The sequence below is a fragment of the Pseudomonas artemisiae genome (assembly GCF_057128685.1).
Window position 1 is genome coordinate 121,712 of the sequence record NZ_JBSKHS010000013.1, and the last position, 17,315, is coordinate 139,026.

Consider the following 17,315-nt stretch of genomic DNA (forward strand, 5'->3'; position numbering starts at 1 on the left):
ATATGTTGACTTCTCGTTTTACCCCACGCGTCGCCCGCCGCCTGTTGGCGCCGGCGCTGCTGGGCCTCGCCATGTTTGGCTCCGTGGCACATGCCGCGGGGCTGGTACCACCTCAGGGATACTACGACGGCATCGAGAAGCCAAAGAAAGGCGGGAACTTCGATTGCCCAGCCGCGCCTACTCCGTACACTGGTTCGCTGCAGTTTCGCAGCAAGTACGAAGGTTCGGACAAAGCACGGTCTACCTTGAATGAAGTCTCGGAAAAAGCCTTCCGCGACTCTACCAAGGACATCACCACCCTGGAACGGGGCGTCAGCAAGCAAGTGATGCAGTACCTGCGCGACGGCAAGCCCGCCGAGTTGGACTGCACCCTGAACTGGCTGAGCACCTGGGCCGATGCCAACGCGTTGATGTCCAAGGATTTCAACCACACCGGCAAATCCATGCGTAAGTGGGCCTTGGGCAGCATGTCCTCGTCCTACCTGCGCCTGAAGTTCTCCCAGGCCCATCCGCTGCAGGGGCGTGAAGCCCAAACCCAGAAGATCGAAGCCTGGTTCAGCCGCATGGCTGACCAAGTGGTGAGCGACTGGAGCAACCTGCCGCTTGAGAAGATCAACAATCACTCGTATTGGGCTGCCTGGTCGGTCATGGCCACGGCCATCGTGACTGACCGTCGTGACCTGTTCGACTGGTCCATCAAGGAATTCAAGGTCGCCGCCAACCAGATCGACGACCAAGGCTTCCTGCCTAATGAGCTCAAGCGCAAGCAGCGTGCATTGGCCTACCACAACTATGCCTTGCCGCCGCTGGCGATGATCGCCAGCTTCGCCCAAGCCAACGGTGTAGACCTGCGCCCGGAAAACAACGGCGCCCTCAAGCGCCTGGGTGACCGAGTGCTTGAAGGCACCAAGGAGCCGCAAGAGTTCGAGCAGAAGAACGGCGAAGAGCAGGACATGACCGATCTTAAAATCGACAGCAAGTACGCCTGGCTCGAACCCTACTGCTCGCTCTACGACTGCGCGCCGGACACCATCACCCGCAAGCGTGAAATGGAGCCATTCAAGACCTTCCGCCTTGGCGGTGACCTGACCCGTACCTTCGACCCACAATATGAGAAAGGGGAGAAGGGCGGTAAGGGCGACAAGGACGATGACGACGGGTATTAACCCCCTGCCGTAGTAGCAGTAAACAAGCGAAGGGGGTCAGTTTAGGCGTATGACCCCCTTTGTACTTTTCCCCTCAGCATGAGTTGGGGGGGTGTGGGGGGGTCATAGCGGCCCCCAGTGTAGAAAAAACAAGGAGATCGGGATGGTTTTCTCATCCAACGTGTTCCTGTTCCTGTTCATGCCGATCTTTTTCGGCCTGTACTACCTGAGCGGAACGCGCTATCGCAACTTGCTGCTGTTGGTGGCGAGCTATGTATTCTACGCCTGGTGGCGCGTTGACTTCCTCGCGCTGTTTGCCGCCGTTACGCTGTGGAACTACTTTATCGGGCTGCGCATCGGCGCCAATGGCGTGCGCACCAAAGCCTCCCAACGCTGGCTGTTGCTTGGCGTAGCGGTGGACCTGGTGGTATTGGGCTATTTCAAATACGCCAACTTCGGCGTAGACAGCCTTAACCAGATCATCACTTCGTTCGGCCTTGAACCGTTCATCCTGACCCATATCATTTTGCCGATTGGCATCTCGTTCTATACGTTCGAATCCATCAGCTACATCATCGACGTGTACCGTGGCGATACTCCGGCCACCCGCAACCTGATCGACTTTGCCGCCTTCGTGGCGATTTTCCCGCACTTGATCGCCGGCCCCGTGCTGCGTTTCAAGGACCTGGTCGACCAGTTCAACCATCGCACCCACACCCTGGATAAATTCTCCGAGGGCGCGACCCGGTTCATGCAAGGGTTTATCAAGAAGGTATTCATCGCTGACACCATCGCGGTCGTGGCGGACCATTCCTTTGCGCTGTCAGACCCGACCACCGGCGATGCCTGGCTTGGGGCCTTGGCCTATACCGCGCAACTGTATTTCGATTTTTCCGGCTACAGCGACATGGCCATCGGCCTTGGCCTGATGATGGGCTTCCGCTTTATGGAGAACTTCAAGCAACCGTACATCAGCCAATCCATTACCGAGTTCTGGCGGCGCTGGCACATCAGCCTGTCTACCTGGCTGCGTGACTACCTGTACATCACCCTGGGCGGTAACCGTGGCGGTACCTTCGCCACCTACCGCAACCTGTTCCTGACCATGCTGCTGGGCGGCCTGTGGCATGGTGCGAACTTCACCTACATCATTTGGGGCATGTGGCATGGCCTGTGGCTGGCCATCGAGCGTGCCCTGGGCACAGACGCCGCGCCACGGCGGTTCAACCCAGTGAAGTGGGCCTTTACCTTCCTGCTGGTGGTATTGGGTTGGGTGATCTTCCGCGCCGAAAACGTACACGTTGCCCTGCGCATGTACCAGGCTATGTTCAGCTTCGGTGAGTGGAGCTTGTCCGAACTCAATAGCGCCAACCTGACTGGCTTGCAGATCGCAACCCTGGTGGTGGCCTATATCACCATGGCGATCTTCGGCTTGCGCGACTTCTATAAGGCGCCTATCAACGCTCGTGCTCAGAAAGCCGAAGCCCAGCGCCAGCAAGGCGTCGAAGCCAATGGCCCGGCCACCGCCCAGCCTGGTCAGATCAAGGCCGTGCCGGGTGATCAGCCAGCGCTGGTGCAAGCCCAATCGGCCGGCCATCAGGTTCAGCCTGCCTACTGGGTAGCCGACTGGCCCCGTTACCTTATGCGTACGTTGATTCTGCTGTTGTTCGTCGCTTCGATCCTGAAGCTGTCGGCGCAGAGCTTCTCGCCTTTCCTTTACTTCCAGTTCTGAGCGAGCCGACCATGACACGTTCATTACGTATCCTCTACATCGCCCTGTTCTTCGGCATCCTGGTACTGATGGGGCTGTGGTCCTTGGTGTCGTTCGGCAGCTTCGAGCGCACCGAACAGATGACCTTCCTCAATGGCAGGCTCTCCAAGGCTGTGGAGACGCACTACGACGAGGAATTCCCGATCAAGCGTCTGGGCACCAACCTCTGGGCGGCCGTGGATTACAAGGTCTTCCACGAGGGCCGACCAGGTGTGGTACTGGGCAAGGACCAGTGGCTGTTCACCGATGAAGAGTTCAAGCCAGTCGCTAACCGCGAACAGGTCGAGCAGGAAAACTTCGACCTGATTCGTGGCGCGCGTGACCGTTTGCAACAAAACAACATCAAGTTGGTGATGGCGATCATCCCTGCCAAGGCGCGCCTGTATCCAGAGCACTTTGGCGATAAAAAGCCGGCCAGCATGCACCGGGACCTCTATGAGCAGTTCCATGCTCAGGCGCGGCAGGCAGGCATCTTCGCGCCGGACTTGATGCAGCCGTTGCAGCAGGCCAAACAGCAGGGGCAAGTGTTTTTACGCACTGATACCCACTGGACACCACTGGGCGCGGAAGTTGTAGCACGTAATATTGGCGCCGCCATCTCGGCACAATCCTTGATTAATGTGCAGCCCGTCACATATGTAACCGAAGCCGCAGAACCACAGCCTTATAAAGGTGATCTCACTACCTTCTTGCCACTGGACCCGCTCTTCACAAATTTGCTTCCAGAGCCAGATAGTTTGCAACAAAAGACAACTCACGCTGTCGAAGGCGCAGTGGAGAATGAAGATGCACTCTTCGGCACCAGCAGCATCCCGGTCGGGCTGGTAGGTACCAGCTACAGCGCTAACGCGCACTGGAACTTCCTGGGGGCGCTTCAAGAGTCGCTGCATAGCGATGTGGTGAATTATGCCGAAGAAGGTCACGGCCCTATTCTGCCGATGCTCAAATACTTGCAGAGCGATGGTTTCAAGAATAATCCGCCGCAGGTAATTGTTTGGGAATTCCCTGAGCGTTACTTACCCATGAAGAATGATCTTAGTGGGTTCGATCCGGCTTGGATCGCGGAACTGAAGAAGTCTCAGGACAGTAATCAGAATCTGGCTGCTGGTCAGAGCAACTGAAATTAATTTGATAAACGGCACCGTTTCATATTCGCCGAGAGGAACGCACATGACCGCTAAGACTTTCAAGACTGCCCTTCGTACTTCCCGCATTGCCAAGGCTTGCGCTGTAGCCGTAGGGTTTGGCCTGTTGTCCACCCAGGCATTCGCCGCCGGTGATGGCGCGCTGTACGGCCCTACCGCGCCAAAAGGCTCTGCGTTCGTACGTGTATACAACGCAAGCAACGCTGAAGTGACGTCGACCGTTGGCAACGGTAAGCCTGCTGAAATCGCCCCTAAGGGCAGCAATGATTTCGAGTTCATGCCTGGCGGCCAATACACCGCCAAGTTGGGCAGCGAAAGCCTGCCGGTGAACCTGGCCGGTGACCACTACTACACCATCGTTAAAACCGCCTCGGGCACTTCCAAGCTGGTTGAAGAAAAAGCTTTCAACAACAAGCAAAAGTCCCTGGTACGTGTACAGAACCTGAGCGACAAGCCGCTCTCGTTGAAAACCGCCGACGGCAAGACCGAAGTGATCCCTGCCGTGGCCCCTAACGCCAGCGGCGAGCGCGAGATCAACCCAGTCAAGGCTACCTTCGCCCTGTACGACGGCACCACCAAAGTTAAAGAGCTGCCGGGTGTCACGCTGGAACGTGGCGATGCCACTGTTCTGTACGTGACCGGCCAAGGCAGCAGCTTGGACCCAGTATGGGTCAAGCGCCCAGTTTCCAACCGCTGATCGCGGTGGTTGCGCGGCCGCCAACAGGGCGGCCCGCATGGAACAACAAGTAGACGAAAAACGGCATTAACTCAGTCAACTCATTTAGTAATTCTTGGAGAAACATCATGATCCCGGTGATCTTGTCAGGTGGTAGCGGCTCCCGTCTCTGGCCGTTGTCGCGCAAGCAGTTCCCGAAGCAATTCCTGGCGCTGACGGGCGAGCACACGCTCTTCCAACAAACCCTGGAACGTCTGGTGTTCGAAGGCATGGATAAGCCGATCGTGGTCTGCAATAAAGACCACCGCTTTATTGTCAACGAGCAACTCAGCGCCCTTAAGCTGGAAACCCAAGGCATCCTCATGGAGCCCTTTGGTCGCAACACCGCGCCAGCCGTGGCCCTGACCGCCATGAAGCTGGTCAACGACGGCCACGATGAGCTGATGCTGGTGCTGCCAGCTGACCACGTGATCGAAGACCAGAAAGCCCTGCAGCGCGCCCTGGCCCTGGCCACCGTGGCCGCCGAGCGTGGCGAGATGGTGCTGTTCGGCGTACCGGCAACCCGCCCGGAAACCGGCTATGGCTACATCAAGTCCACTAACGACGCTCTGCTGCCTGAAGGCGTGAGCCGCGTGTCGCACTTCGTCGAGAAGCCAGACGACAAGCGTGCCCAAGAGTTCGTCGATGCCGGCGGTTACTTCTGGAACAGCGGCATGTTCCTGTTCCGCGCCAGCCGCTTCCTGGAAGAGCTGAAAAAGCACGATCCGGATATCTACGACAACTGCGTACTGACCCTCGAGCGTAGCAAGCACGAAGGCGGCAACGTTGAAATCGAAGAAGCCAGCTTCGCTTGCTGCCCAGACAACTCCATCGACTACGCCGTGATGGAAAAAACCCAGCGCGCTTGCGTAGTGCCGCTGACCGCTGGCTGGAGCGACGTAGGGTGCTGGAACTCCCTGTGGGAAGTTCAAGCCAAGGACGAAAACGGTAACGTCACCAAAGGCGACGTTGTTATCCAGGACAGCCGCAACTGCATGGTCCATAGCAATGGCAAGCTGGTATCGGTGATCGGCCTGGACAACATTGTTGTGGTCGAAACCCGCGACGCCACCATGATCGCTCACAAGGACAAGGTCCAGGGCGTGAAGAACATGGTCGCTACCTTGAACGACATGGGCCGCAGCGAAACCCAGAACCACTGTGAAGTGTACCGCCCATGGGGCTCGTACGACTCCGTGGATCAGGGCGGCCGCTTCCAGGTCAAGCACATCACCGTCAAGCCAGGCGCTTGCCTGTCGCTGCAGATGCACCACCACCGCGCCGAGCACTGGATCGTGGTATCCGGTACCGCCGAGGTTACCTGCGACGAGAACGTGTTCCTGCTGACCGAAAACCAGTCCACCTACATTCCGATCGCGTCGGTTCACCGCCTGCGTAACCCAGGCAAGATCCCACTCGAACTGATCGAAGTGCAGTCGGGCAGCTACTTGGGCGAAGATGACATCGAGCGTTTCGAAGACATCTATGGCCGTTCCAACATGGCAACCCCGGGTGTGTCGGTAAAATCCATCAGCCAATAAATAGCCTGTAGGCGCGAGCGACAGCTCGCGAATTCAGGTGGAAAAAGAGGCCCTGTGCCAAGCCCCCCCATCGGCTTGCCACGGGGCCTTTTGCGTTACACTGGACGCTACTTTTCAGGAGCCAGCCCATGCTCACTCATCTTGATGCCCAAGGCCGCGCTAACATGGTGGATGTCACCGCCAAGGCGGTCACGGCCCGTGAAGCCGTTGCCCAAGCGCGGGTTCGAATGCTGCCAGCCACCTTGCAGATGATCGTCGAGGGCGCTCACCCCAAGGGCGATGTGTTCGCCGTGGCGCGTATCGCCGGCATTCAGGCCGCGAAGAAAACCAGTGACCTCATTCCCCTGTGCCACCCTCTGATGCTGACCAGCGTGAAAGTAGAACTGAGCGCAGAGGGCGATGACACTGTACTGATCCAGGCGCGCTGTAAGCTCGCCGGGCAAACCGGTGTGGAGATGGAAGCGCTCACCGCCGCCAGCGTGGCGGCCTTGACGATCTATGACATGTGCAAAGCCGTAGACAAAGGCATGGTGATCGAAGCCGTGCGCCTGCTGGAAAAGCGCGGTGGCAAGAGTGGCGACTTCCAGGCGGTGCCGGCATGAAGGTCACGGTGCTGTATTTTGCACGCTTTCGTGAGGCCCTGGGCCGCGATCAGGAAACAGTGCAAGGGGAATTCGCCACCGTTGGTGCCCTGCGTAACTACCTGGTCGCTGATGGTAGCCGCGCCGTACTGGCTGAGGCCAACCTGATGTGCGCCCGCAACGAGGAACTTTGCACCCTGAGTGAGCCCTTGAGCGAGCGTGACGAGATTGCGTTCTTCCCTACCGTGACAGGAGGCTGAGATGGCGATCCGGGTACAGGCTGAGGCGTTCGACCCCGGCAGCGAGCTCAATGCCATCCACCAGCAACAACTCGGCATTGGCGCGGTGGTGAGCTTTGTAGGGTATGTAAGGGACTTCAACGACGGCCATGAGGTGGCTGGGCTGTTTCTGGAGCACTACCCGGGTATGACCGAGAAAGCCCTGGCGGGCATCGTGCGTGAAGCCGAACAACGTTGGCCGTTGCTTAACGTTGAAGTGATCCACCGTGTGGGGGCCTTGCCCCCCGGTCAGCCTATCGTGTTCGTGGCCTGTGCCAGTAGTCACCGTGGCGCGGCCTTCAGCGCCTGCGAGTTCATCATGGATTACCTGAAAACCCGCGCACCGTTCTGGAAGAAAGAAACCACCCCGGACGGGCCTCGTTGGGTAGAGGGCAGGCACAGCGACCAAGCAGCGGCGGGGCGCTGGTGAGGCAGCTGTTTACCCCTGTTCGCCAGCTTGCGCTGGCGCCTACAACCGGATGACATTTTCCTCTAGGCGCCAGCAAAGCTGACGAAATGCTACTTGCGCGGCACGGCCTTGAGCAAGGTTTCCGGTGGCATCTCGCAGCTGATCTTGCGGCCCAGCAAGGTTTCGATACCCGGCAACTGGTAAGAGTCGTCTTCCCCGGCAAAGCTGATGGACACACCACTGGTACCCGCGCGGCCGGTACGGCCGATACGGTGCACGTAGTCCTCCGGGTCTTCCGGTAAGGTGAAGTTGATCACATGGCTGATGCCTTCAATATGAATGCCTCGCCCGGCCACGTCAGTGGCGACCAGCACCTGTATCTGCCCCTCGCGGAAGGCTTCGAGGGTTTTAATCCGCTTGTGCTGGCGTACATCACCCGATAGCTGGGCAGCGCTCACGCCATCGCGTACCAGCTTCTCCTCGATGCGGCGTACTTCATCCTTGCGGTTGGCGAACACGATCACCCGGTCCCAGCCGGGGCCATTGACCAAGTTGTAGAGCAGCTTGTATTTGTCGCTACCGGCCACGGCATACACGTGTTGCTCTACCGTGTCGCTGGCGACCTGCTCCGGCTCGATCTCGACGATGGCCGGCTCTACCGTCCACTGCCTGGCCAGGTTCATCACGTCTTCGGTAAAGGTAGCCGAGAACAGCATGGTCTGCCGCTCGGTTTTAGGCGGAGTTTGGCGGATGATCTGCCGCACCTGAGGGATAAAACCCATGTCCAGCATGCGGTCGGCTTCATCCAGCACCATCACCTCGACCATATCAAGGTGTACTTCGCCGCGCTGGTTGAAGTCCAACAGGCGCCCCGGGGTCGCCACGAGGATGTCGCAGTGCCGCGCCTCAAGCTGCTTGAGCTGCTTGTCGAAATCCATCCCGCCTACGAACGTCATGACGTTCAAACCGGTGTATTTGGTCAGCCCAGCGGCATCCTTGGCGATTTGCACCACCAATTCGCGGGTTGGGGCAATGATCAGCGCGCGCGGCTCACCCATGTAGCGCTCGGCCGGTGGCGGCGTTTGTAGCAATTGGCTGATGGTGGAAATCAAGAAGGCAGCGGTTTTGCCGGTACCGGTTTGTGCCCGGCCAATGGCATCCCGACCTTTGAGGGTATAGCCCAGTACGTGGGCCTGAATGGGGGTGCAATACGGAAAGCCTAGGTCATGGATCGCATGCATGACCTCTGGGCGCAGTGGGAAGTCATGGAAGCGGGTTTTGCCTTCCTGGGCCGTTACCTGGAAGTCTTCGAGGGCCCATTGCACCGGCGCCAGGCGAGGGCCAGGCGGTTTGCGCTCTCTACGGGGGCGCTCGGCTACCGTGGCCGCGCGGGAGGCTGCTGCCGGGGTTTCAACGGGCGGGGGCGCGCGTTCTGGGCGTGACGTGACTGAAGCAGGGCGAGTGCTATGGGCTTCGGGGACCGAAGCAGGCGAGGCGGCGAGTGGCTCGGCCTCGCTTTTGCCGAACATTTTTTTGAGTGCTTTGAGCACGGTCATCTCGTCGTTGGCTGTAAGTAATAGTACGCGGGCAGTGTAATGCAAGAATCGGGCGCGGCGTAGTGCCGAGCCCTGATGCCTTAGCTCAAACGGGCTTGAAGCCACTGGCCGATGTCACGAATCTCTTCCTCGATCACCGCGTGCTCCATAGGGTATTCCCGCCATGTTGCCTCTACTCCGGCGTCTTGGAGCCGGTCAAAGGCCGAGCGGCCCATGGCTCGCAACACGACCCCGTCCTGAGTGCCATGCAGGCTCAGCACCGGGATAGCCTGCTGAACGGTGGTTAAGGGCAATAGGTCGCCAAAGCTCGGAGCATAGGTAGACAATGCCATTACCCCGCCTAGCGCGCGGGAGGCCTCTACAAAAGCTGCGTGCAACACCACCGCGCCGCCTTGGGAAAAGCCTGCTAGAACGATGCGTGAGTCAGGGATACCCACCGAGTTTTGTGCGTCTGCCAGCGCCAGTACCTGGGCCGCTGATTCATTCAACTGGTCGCGGTCAATGGCCCGCGCTGGGCTCATGGCTTTAATGTCGTACCAGCTGGGCATGTGATAACCGCCGTTGATGGTTACGGCGCGGGTTGGAGCCTGGGGCAGGATGAACCGGGCAGTAGGCAATAGTCGTTGCAGCACTTGCGCTACCGGCTGGAAATCGAAACGGTCCGCACCTAAACCGTGCAACCAGATTACACACGCATCGGCGGGTTGAGGGGGCTCAAGCATCAGGGTTTCGGTCATGGCTGCTCCATCTTGGTGCTAATTGGCTCGAATCAGTGCGTCGAATCAGGGCGGCGCACGGCAAACAGTAAATAAAACGTCGCGTGGCTGAATGTTTTGCCCTTGACGCCTGTATAAACGCTTAGGCGTGCCACTATGGTACGCGCTTTGCTAAAACTATTGGCGAATGAAGCCGCGCCCTACTATCGGTAACACTTGCGAAGGGGGAGGGCCACTGGTGCCACTATTGCTCCAGGGCCCGTATCGCAGAAGGTGTGCCAGGCTTGATTCACTTGCAAGTTGCTCTGCTTGGCCCAAAACGCGCCAACCCGGTTTGTGGCCGCCTCACAAAGGTGCGGGGTAACACACGCTCGGACACAACAAGAGCCCATTGGAGGTTTGAATGAAGATGTTGAAATCCACCCTGGCGGTACTGACTACCGCGGCACTCTTTGGCGCCAGCGGTTTCGCTCAGGCAGGGGCTACACTGGACGGCGTGAAGAAAAAAGGCTTCGTGCAGTGCGGCGTGAGTGATGGTCTTCCAGGGTTCTCCGTGCCAGACGCCACAGGGAAGATCAAAGGCATCGACGCTGATGTGTGCCGGGCCGTGGCTGCCGCCGTGTTTGGCGACGCCAACAAGGTCAAATTCAGCCAGCTGAACGCCAAGGAGCGTTTCACCGCGCTGCAATCCGGTGAGATCGATGTGCTGTCGCGCAACACCACCTGGACCAGCTCCCGAGACGCGGGCATGGGCATGATCTTCGCCGGCGTCACCTATTACGACGGCGTAGGCTTCCTGGTGAACAACAAGCTGGGCGTAAAAAGCGCCAAAGAGCTGGACGGCGCCACCATCTGCATCCAGGCCGGTACCACTACCGAGCTGAACGTGTCCGACTACTTCCGCAGCAACGGCTTGAAGTACACCCCCATCACCTTCGACACCTCCGACGAATCGGCCAAATCGCTGGAAAGCGGCCGTTGCGACGTACTGACCTCCGACAAGTCTCAGTTGTACGCACAGCGTTCCAAGCTGGCCTCCAAGGCTGACTATGTCGTGCTGCCAGAAACCATTTCCAAGGAGCCCCTGGGCCCGGTGGTACGCAAGGGTGACGATGAGTGGCTGAACGTGGTCAAGTGGAGCCTGTTCGCAATGCTCAACGCCGAAGAAGCGGGCGTGACCTCGCAGAACGTCGAAGAGCAGGCCAAGAGCACCAAGAACCCGGATGTCGCCCGCCTGCTGGGCACTGACGGCGAATACGGCAAAGACCTGGGCCTGCCCAAGGACTGGGTCGTGCAGATCGTCAAGCAAGTGGGTAACTACGGCGAAGTCTTCGAGAAGAACCTGGGCAAGGGCTCCTTGGAAATCGACCGTGGCATGAACGCCCTCTGGAACAATGGCGGCATCATGTACGCACCACCCGTACGCTGATTGCCGATGCGCCGGCGCGAGCCGCCGGCGTGGCAGGCAGGATAGGCAACAAGGCAGGCGCAGGCACGCGGTTACTACGCGACCGCGCCTGCCTTGGCGTTTAAGCCCGCCCTCGGCGCTCGAACCCGTTGTATCGTCCGTTTCATTCCGGGGCTTTTCATGCAAAAACACATCGGCGCACACAGCGCGAAAACCAGCCGGTTTTCCCTGACCGATCCACGAGTGCGTGCGTGGGTATTCCAGATCATCACTGTGCTCGCGGTGGTATCGCTAGGTTGGTACTTGTTCGACAACACCCAGACCAACCTGCAACACCGGGGCATCACCTCGGGCTTCGATTTCCTTGAACGCAGCGCCGGCTTCGGCATCGCTCAGCACTTGATCCCCTATGTGGAATCGGACAGCTACGGGCGAGTGTTCCTGATCGGCCTGCTCAATACCTTGCTGGTAAGCTTCATCGGCATCGTACTGGCCACGTTGCTGGGCTTCGTGATCGGGGTAGCGCGGCTGTCCAAGAACTGGATGGTCAACAAGCTGGCCACCGTGTATATCGAGATATTCCGTAATATCCCTCCGTTGCTGCAAATCCTGTTCTGGTATTTCGCCGTATTCCTGACCCTACCGGGTCCTCGGGCCGGTATCAGCGTGGGTGAAGGCTTCTTTATCAGCAACCGCGGCCTGAACATGCCTGGCGCCAGCTTGGCTGAAGGCTTCTGGCCGTTCGTGGTCAGCGTGGTGATCGCGCTAGTGGCGCTGTTCACCATGCTGCGCTGGGCCAATCGCCGCTTCGAGGCCACGGGCCAGCCCTTCCATAAATTCTGGGCGGGGTTGGCGATTTTACTGGTGATCCCGGGCCTGTGCATGCTGGTATTTGGCTCGGCACTGCATTGGGAAGTACCTGCCCTACGTGGGTTCAACTTCGTCGGTGGCTGGGTGATGATCCCAGAGCTATTGGCCCTCACGTTGGCGCTCACGGTGTACACCGCCGCGTTCATCGCTGAAATCGTACGCTCGGGGATCAACTCGGTGAGCCATGGGCAGACCGAAGCGGCACGTTCCCTTGGCCTGCGCAATGGCCCCACCTTGCGTAAGGTGATCATTCCCCAGGCGCTGCGGGTGATCATTCCGCCATTGACCAGCCAATACCTGAACCTGGCGAAAAACTCTTCTCTCGCCGCGGGTATCGGTTATCCCGAGATGGTGTCGCTGTTTGCCGGTACCGTGCTGAACCAGACAGGCCAGGCCATCGAAGTAATCGCTATCACCATGAGCGTTTATCTGGCCATCAGCATCAGCATTTCGTTGCTCATGAACGCCTACAACAAGCGCATCGCGCTGATCGAACGCTAGGGGCCTGCCCATGACTGCTTATGTTTTCAAACCCGACCAGCCGCCACCGGTCAAGGCCGTGGGCGTTGTCGCCTGGATGCGCGCCAACCTGTTCTCGGGCTGGTTCAACACGCTATTGACGCTGGTAGCGCTGTACCTTGTCTGGCTGATCGTGCCGCCTGTGCTGAACTGGGCCATCTTCGATGCCAATTGGGTCGGCACCGTGCGTGAGGACTGCACCAAGGCCGGCGCCTGCTGGGTGTTCATCGAGCAACGCCTTGGCCAGTTCATGTATGGCTACTACCCGGCTGACTTGCGCTGGCGTGTAGACCTGACCGTGTGGCTGGCTGTTCTTGGCGCCGCGCCGCTGTTCATTCCCAAGGTGCCAGCGAAGGTCAAATACGGCATCGCGTTCCTGATCCTTTACCCCGTTATTGCCTGGTGTCTGCTTCACGGCGGCGTGCTCGGCCTGGCCACGGTGTCCACCAACCAGTGGGGCGGCTTGATGCTCACTTTGGTGATCGCCACGGTAGGCATCGCGGGCGCTCTGCCGCTGGGTATCGTACTGGCCCTGGGCCGACGCTCGAAAATGCCGGCGGTAAAGGTAGTGTGCGTAACCTTCATCGAGTTCTGGCGCGGTGTGCCGCTGATCACGGTACTGTTCATGAGCTCGGTAATGCTGCCGCTGTTCCTGCCCGAAGGCATGAACTTCGACAAGCTGCTGCGGGCGCTGATCGGCGTGATCCTGTTCCAGTCTGCCTATGTGGCCGAAGTGGTCCGTGGCGGTATGCAGGCGATCCCCAAGGGGCAGTACGAAGCAGCCTCGGCCATGGGCTTGGGCTACTGGCGCAGCATGGGGCTGGTGATTCTGCCTCAAGCCTTGAAGCTGGTCATTCCAGGGCTGGTGAATACCTTTATCGCCCTGTTCAAGGACACCAGCCTGGTCATCATCATCGGCCTGTTCGACCTGCTTAACAGCGTCAAGCAAGCAGCCGCCGACCCTAAATGGCTCGGCATGGCCACCGAAGGCTATGTCTTCGCGGCCCTGGTTTTCTGGATTTTCTGTTTCGGCATGTCCCGCTACTCCATCCATCTGGAGCGCAAGCTCGATACCGGTCATAAGCGCTAAGCGTCAGGAGAAAACATGAACAACCCCATGCAGCAACCCGCCAGCGCCGAAGGCATCATTCGCATGACCGGCGTGAACAAGTGGTACGGCCAGTTCCACGTGCTCAAAGACATCAACCTCAATGTTCGCCAGGGTGAGCGCATTGTATTGTGTGGGCCCTCGGGCTCGGGCAAGTCCACCACCATCCGCTGCATCAACCGCCTGGAAGAACACCAGCAGGGCAGCATCATCGTGGACGGCGTAGAGCTGACCAACGACCTCAAGCAGATTGAAGCTATCCGCCGCGAAGTGGGCATGGTGTTTCAGCATTTCAACCTGTTCCCGCACCTGACCATCCTGCAGAACTGCACCCTGGCGCCTATGTGGGTACGTAAGATGCCTAAGCGTCAGGCCGAGGAAATCGCCATGCACTACCTGGAGCGCGTGCGTATCCCGGAGCAGGCCAACAAGTTTCCAGGGCAGCTTTCCGGCGGCCAGCAGCAGCGGGTGGCCATTGCCCGCGCGCTGTGCATGAAACCCAAGATCATGCTGTTCGACGAACCCACCTCGGCGCTGGACCCGGAAATGGTCAAGGAAGTACTCGACACCATGATCGGCCTGGCCGAAGACGGTATGACCATGTTGTGCGTGACCCACGAAATGGGCTTTGCCCGCACCGTGGCCAATCGTGTGATCTTCATGGACAAAGGCGAGATCGTTGAGCAAGCCGCGCCAGATGACTTCTTCGACCGCCCACAGAGCGATCGCACGCGTTTGTTCTTGAGTCAAATCATTCACTAAAGGCTCTGGCAAGAGCATTCGCCAATTGGCGTTGGCTCCTACACATGCAGGAGGTAGGAGCCAGCGGCAGCTGGCGAACATGCGTATGACCCATTGATCCATTTCCCCGCGCAGGCGTAAAGTGCCGGGCTGCGCGTTCGCGCGCTCTTCCTTTGCCTGCCGAGCCTGTCATGCCCACCGATACCCCTCATCCAAGCGCCCCCGCTACCTGGGCACCTGCCCTTCTTATAGCCTCTCTGGTACTGGTCTCGCTGAACCTGCGCCCGGCCCTGTCCAGTTTGAGCCCCTTGCTCAGGCAGGTATCGGCCGACTTGGGTATGAGCGCTTCCACCGCTGGCCTGCTGACCACTTTGCCGGTGCTTTGCCTGGGGCTTTTCGCGCCGCTGGCACCTATCCTGGCCCGACGCTTCGGGCCGGAGCGTACCGTGGGCGCGGTGCTGTTGATGCTGGCGTTCGGTATTGTGCTGCGTACTCAGCTGGGCACGTTCGGTATGTTCGCCGGTAGCGTGGTGGCAGGCGCAAGCATTGGGGTGATCGGGGTGTTGCTGCCGGGTATCGTCAAGCGAGACTTTCCCGCCCATGCCGGTACCATGATGGGGGTGTACAGCATGGCGTTGTGCCTGGGCGCGGCGGTGGCGGCTGGCGCCAGCGTGCCCTTGAGCCAGGTATTCGACAACAGTTGGCGCGTTGGCCTGGGCTTTTGGCTGGTACCCGCGGTGATCGCGGCCGTGATTTGGTGGCCCCAGGCCCGAGCGAGTCACCATTTAGGGCGCGCTCGATATAAGGTCCATGGCCTGCTGCGCGACCCACTGGCCTGGCAGGTCACGCTGTTCATGGGCTTGCAGTCGTCCCTGGCCTACATCGTGTTTGGCTGGCTGCCGTCGATTCTGATCGACCGGGGTCTCTCTCCGGCCGAGGCTGGCCTGGTGACCTCCGGCTCTATCATCGTGCAGCTAGCCAGCTCATTGAGCGCGCCATGGCTGGCGACTCGAGGGCGTGACCAGCGGTTGGTGATCCTGCTGGTCATGGCGTTGAGCCTTGCTGGCCTGTTCGGCTGTCTTTACGCGCCCTTGGATGGGCTTTGGGGCTGGGCGGTGGTGTTAGGCCTAGGGCAGGGCGGGGTGTTCGCCGTGGCCCTGACCTTGATCGTGCTGCGCTCCGGCAATGCCCAAGTAGCGGCAAGCCTCTCAGGCATGGCGCAAGGTTTCGGTTACACCTTGGCATCAATGGGGCCATTGGCCGTGGGCGTGGTACACGACCTGACCGGTGGCTGGTCGGCCATGGGCTGGGTATTCGCCGTGATTGGCCTGGCTGCGACCCTGGCGGGCATGGGCGCTGGCCGCGCACGCTTGGTCGATGTCCGCAGTGAGCAGGTCGATGGCTGAAGCCGAGCCTGTGACATGGTCTGTGTACCTGGTGCGGGCCGCCAACGGCGCCTTGTACTGTGGCATCAGTAACGACCCGCGGCGGCGGTTCGCGGCGCATAAGAGTGGCAAGGGCGCGCGGTTTTTCCGTTCCAGCCCGGCGGTGGCCTTGGTGTATATCCAGCCCTGCGCGGCCAAGGGCGACGCCTTGCGCCTGGAACGGTCGATCAAGCGCCTGCCCAAGCAGGCTAAAGAAGCCATGGCCGAGCAGTGGCGAAGCAGCCATTGTTCGGGCGGATAAACATTCATAGCGGGCAAGGGGTAGGCTAGCGGCGCTGGGGGGGCTAGGCTGGGGGCTCTTTCACCTGCTCGGGATGCTGCAATGACCGGTTTGATCCTGCACCACTATCCTACGTCCCCCTTCGCCGAGAAAGCCCGCTTGATGCTGGGCTTCAAAGGGCTGGCCTGGCACTCGGTGAATATTCCGCCGATGATGCCCAAGCCCGACCTGATGCCCCTCACTGGCGGCTATCGCAAAACCCCGGTGCTGCAAATTGGCGCAGACGTGTACTGTGATACCGCGCTGATCGCTCGTCAGCTGGACCAGGTTCAGCCCGTGCCTGCCTTGTTCCCGGCAGAGCAGCAGGGGGCGATCGCGGCCTTCGGCGCTTGGGCAGGCTCGGTAGTGTTCCAGCACGCAGTAAGCTTCGTGTTCCAGCCAGAGTCCGCCGTCGTGCGTTTTTCGCGCTTTACCCCCGAGCAACGCGATGCCTTCCTGGCTGACCGCGCTCGCCTGTTCAGCGGTGGTAGCGCCTCTCGTCTGCCTATCGAAGTGGCCCGTCACCAGTGGCCGGCGATTATCGGCCAGTTCGAGCGCCAGTTGCAGGCAGGGGGTGAGTTTCTCTTCGGCGCCGCCAGTTATGCAGATTTTGCCTTCGCGCACTGCCTGTGGTTCCTCAAGGCCACGCCGGTGACCTCGCCGCTCGTGGACAGCTACCCCGCGGTGGTGGCGTGGCTGGATCGGGTATTGGCCTTCGGCAATGGCACGCCGACCGAGATGAGCGGCGCCGAGGCGCTGGCCGTGGCCAAGGCGGCTACGCCCGCGGACTTCCCGGAAATCGACTTCGTAGACCCTAGTGGTTTCAAGGCCGGCGACGCGGTGACCGTCGCCGCGGTGGACTATGGCGTGGACCCGGTCGCGGGTGAATTGGTGTACTGCGACCAGGATAAACTCGTGGTTCGCCGCGAGGACGACCAGGTTGGCACGGTGCATGTGCACTTCCCGCGGCTGGGGTTTGCAATCAAGGGCATTTAGGTCTATTCGCCAGCTCCGCTGGCTCCTACACCGGTTGAACTGCGCCCCAAAACCTGGACAGTGATCGTTAAGCCGTTTGAGCCTGGGCCCTGTACGCTACAGGGCTTAGGTC

Annotated in this window: 16 protein-coding genes, 1 tRNA gene and 1 pseudogene; 16 read left to right on the forward strand and 2 right to left on the reverse strand. The window is 59.8% G+C overall.

Annotation, left to right across the window (positions count from 1 at the left end):
* Positions 1-2: 2 nt before the first annotated feature.
* From ACWKV4_RS15875 to moaE, 9 genes and pseudogenes are all read left to right on the forward strand, one after another.
* Positions 3-1,166, forward strand: a complete 1,164-nt coding sequence (locus ACWKV4_RS15875; RefSeq protein WP_483833043.1) for a mannuronate-specific alginate lyase — start codon at positions 3-5, stop codon at positions 1,164-1,166.
* Positions 1,167-1,308: 142 nt separating this feature from the next.
* A complete protein-coding gene (locus ACWKV4_RS15880) occupies positions 1,309-2,877 on the forward strand; it encodes an MBOAT family O-acyltransferase (RefSeq protein WP_483833044.1) in 1,569 nt (522 codons plus the stop codon).
* A gap of 11 nt (positions 2,878-2,888) precedes the next feature.
* A complete protein-coding gene (locus ACWKV4_RS15885) occupies positions 2,889-4,037 on the forward strand; it encodes an alginate O-acetyltransferase (protein WP_483833045.1) in 1,149 nt (382 codons plus the stop codon).
* A gap of 49 nt (positions 4,038-4,086) precedes the next feature.
* On the forward strand, positions 4,087-4,758 hold the full coding sequence (locus ACWKV4_RS15890) for an alginate O-acetyltransferase AlgF (protein ID WP_483833046.1): 672 nt from the start codon (positions 4,087-4,089) through the stop codon (positions 4,756-4,758).
* A gap of 107 nt (positions 4,759-4,865) precedes the next feature.
* Positions 4,866-6,317: a mannose-1-phosphate guanylyltransferase/mannose-6-phosphate isomerase gene (locus tag ACWKV4_RS15895; protein ID WP_483833047.1), complete on the forward strand. Its 1,452-nt coding sequence runs from the start codon at positions 4,866-4,868 to the stop codon at positions 6,315-6,317.
* A gap of 166 nt (positions 6,318-6,483) precedes the next feature.
* Positions 6,484-6,560: transfer RNA gene (locus tag ACWKV4_RS15900), tRNA-His, on the forward strand.
* Positions 6,542-6,919, forward strand: a pseudogene (moaC, locus tag ACWKV4_RS15905) (cyclic pyranopterin monophosphate synthase MoaC); the annotation flags it as partial. The gene ACWKV4_RS15900 and the pseudogene moaC, both read left to right, overlap by 19 nt.
* The gene (gene moaD, locus ACWKV4_RS15910; protein ID WP_483833048.1) at positions 6,916-7,158 is read left to right on the forward strand and encodes a molybdopterin converting factor subunit 1; all 243 of its coding nucleotides are present in this window, start codon (positions 6,916-6,918) and stop codon (positions 7,156-7,158) included. The pseudogene moaC and the gene moaD, both read left to right, overlap by 4 nt.
* A gap of 1 nt (position 7,159) precedes the next feature.
* Positions 7,160-7,606 (forward strand): molybdopterin synthase catalytic subunit MoaE, encoded by a 447-nt coding sequence (moaE, locus tag ACWKV4_RS15915; RefSeq protein ID WP_483833049.1) that lies wholly within the window; start codon positions 7,160-7,162, stop codon positions 7,604-7,606.
* 89 nt (positions 7,607-7,695) lie between these two features.
* Here the strand turns inward: moaE and rhlB are convergent, their stop codons facing one another.
* Complete coding sequence (rhlB, locus tag ACWKV4_RS15920) at positions 7,696-9,141, reverse strand: ATP-dependent RNA helicase RhlB (RefSeq protein ID WP_483833050.1); 1,446 nt, start codon at positions 9,139-9,141, stop codon at positions 7,696-7,698.
* A gap of 80 nt (positions 9,142-9,221) precedes the next feature.
* On the reverse strand, positions 9,222-9,878 hold the full coding sequence (locus ACWKV4_RS15925) for an alpha/beta hydrolase (protein WP_483833051.1): 657 nt from the start codon (positions 9,876-9,878) through the stop codon (positions 9,222-9,224).
* Positions 9,879-10,260: 382 nt separating this feature from the next.
* Here ACWKV4_RS15925 and ACWKV4_RS15930 point away from each other — a divergent pair, with 382 nt between their 5' ends.
* The 7 genes from ACWKV4_RS15930 (at position 10,261) to ACWKV4_RS15960 (ending at position 17,203) form a co-directional block, all read left to right on the forward strand.
* Positions 10,261-11,286, forward strand: a complete 1,026-nt coding sequence (locus tag ACWKV4_RS15930) for an amino acid ABC transporter substrate-binding protein (RefSeq protein WP_483833052.1) — start codon at positions 10,261-10,263, stop codon at positions 11,284-11,286.
* A 159-nt stretch (positions 11,287-11,445) separates the two neighbouring features.
* Positions 11,446-12,636, forward strand: coding sequence for an amino acid ABC transporter permease (locus ACWKV4_RS15935; RefSeq protein ID WP_483833053.1), 1,191 nt, complete (start codon positions 11,446-11,448; stop codon positions 12,634-12,636).
* Between the two features lie 10 nt (positions 12,637-12,646).
* Positions 12,647-13,744, forward strand: a complete 1,098-nt coding sequence (locus ACWKV4_RS15940) for an amino acid ABC transporter permease (protein WP_483833054.1) — start codon at positions 12,647-12,649, stop codon at positions 13,742-13,744.
* Positions 13,745-13,759: 15 nt separating this feature from the next.
* Complete coding sequence (locus ACWKV4_RS15945) at positions 13,760-14,524, forward strand: amino acid ABC transporter ATP-binding protein (protein WP_483833055.1); 765 nt, start codon at positions 13,760-13,762, stop codon at positions 14,522-14,524.
* Between the two features lie 170 nt (positions 14,525-14,694).
* Positions 14,695-15,909 carry a CynX/NimT family MFS transporter gene (locus ACWKV4_RS15950; protein ID WP_483833056.1) on the forward strand — a complete coding sequence of 405 codons (1,215 nt, stop codon included), beginning with the start codon at positions 14,695-14,697 and terminating at the stop codon, positions 15,907-15,909.
* Positions 15,902-16,189 carry a GIY-YIG nuclease family protein gene (locus ACWKV4_RS15955; RefSeq protein WP_483833057.1) on the forward strand — a complete coding sequence of 96 codons (288 nt, stop codon included), beginning with the start codon at positions 15,902-15,904 and terminating at the stop codon, positions 16,187-16,189. The genes ACWKV4_RS15950 and ACWKV4_RS15955 overlap by 8 nt, the downstream gene beginning before the upstream one ends.
* An 81-nt stretch (positions 16,190-16,270) precedes the next feature.
* The gene (locus ACWKV4_RS15960) at positions 16,271-17,203 is read left to right on the forward strand and encodes a glutathione S-transferase family protein (protein WP_483833058.1); all 933 of its coding nucleotides are present in this window, start codon (positions 16,271-16,273) and stop codon (positions 17,201-17,203) included.
* Positions 17,204-17,315 lie beyond the last annotated feature (112 nt).

What these genes read in the sequence shown, in the direction of transcription:
- rhlB (WP_483833050.1), bottom strand. Translation starts at nt 9,141, where the DNA reads ATGACCGTGCTCAAAGCACTCAAAAAAATGTTCGGCAAAAGCGAGGCC.
- moaE (WP_483833049.1), top strand. Translation starts at nt 7,160, where the DNA reads ATGGCGATCCGGGTACAGGCTGAGGCGTTCGACCCCGGCAGCGAGCTC.
- moaD (WP_483833048.1), top strand. Translation starts at nt 6,916, where the DNA reads ATGAAGGTCACGGTGCTGTATTTTGCACGCTTTCGTGAGGCCCTGGGC.
- ACWKV4_RS15890 (WP_483833046.1), top strand. Translation starts at nt 4,087, where the DNA reads ATGACCGCTAAGACTTTCAAGACTGCCCTTCGTACTTCCCGCATTGCC.
- ACWKV4_RS15925 (WP_483833051.1), bottom strand. Translation starts at nt 9,878, where the DNA reads ATGACCGAAACCCTGATGCTTGAGCCCCCTCAACCCGCCGATGCGTGT.
- ACWKV4_RS15880 (WP_483833044.1), top strand. Translation starts at nt 1,309, where the DNA reads ATGGTTTTCTCATCCAACGTGTTCCTGTTCCTGTTCATGCCGATCTTT.
- ACWKV4_RS15950 (WP_483833056.1), top strand. Translation starts at nt 14,695, where the DNA reads ATGCCCACCGATACCCCTCATCCAAGCGCCCCCGCTACCTGGGCACCT.
- ACWKV4_RS15955 (WP_483833057.1), top strand. Translation starts at nt 15,902, where the DNA reads ATGGCTGAAGCCGAGCCTGTGACATGGTCTGTGTACCTGGTGCGGGCC.
- ACWKV4_RS15935 (WP_483833053.1), top strand. Translation starts at nt 11,446, where the DNA reads ATGCAAAAACACATCGGCGCACACAGCGCGAAAACCAGCCGGTTTTCC.
- ACWKV4_RS15875 (WP_483833043.1), top strand. Translation starts at nt 3, where the DNA reads ATGTTGACTTCTCGTTTTACCCCACGCGTCGCCCGCCGCCTGTTGGCG.
- ACWKV4_RS15930 (WP_483833052.1), top strand. Translation starts at nt 10,261, where the DNA reads ATGAAGATGTTGAAATCCACCCTGGCGGTACTGACTACCGCGGCACTC.
- ACWKV4_RS15960 (WP_483833058.1), top strand. Translation starts at nt 16,271, where the DNA reads ATGACCGGTTTGATCCTGCACCACTATCCTACGTCCCCCTTCGCCGAG.
- ACWKV4_RS15945 (WP_483833055.1), top strand. Translation starts at nt 13,760, where the DNA reads ATGAACAACCCCATGCAGCAACCCGCCAGCGCCGAAGGCATCATTCGC.
- ACWKV4_RS15885 (WP_483833045.1), top strand. Translation starts at nt 2,889, where the DNA reads ATGACACGTTCATTACGTATCCTCTACATCGCCCTGTTCTTCGGCATC.
- ACWKV4_RS15940 (WP_483833054.1), top strand. Translation starts at nt 12,647, where the DNA reads ATGACTGCTTATGTTTTCAAACCCGACCAGCCGCCACCGGTCAAGGCC.
- ACWKV4_RS15895 (WP_483833047.1), top strand. Translation starts at nt 4,866, where the DNA reads ATGATCCCGGTGATCTTGTCAGGTGGTAGCGGCTCCCGTCTCTGGCCG.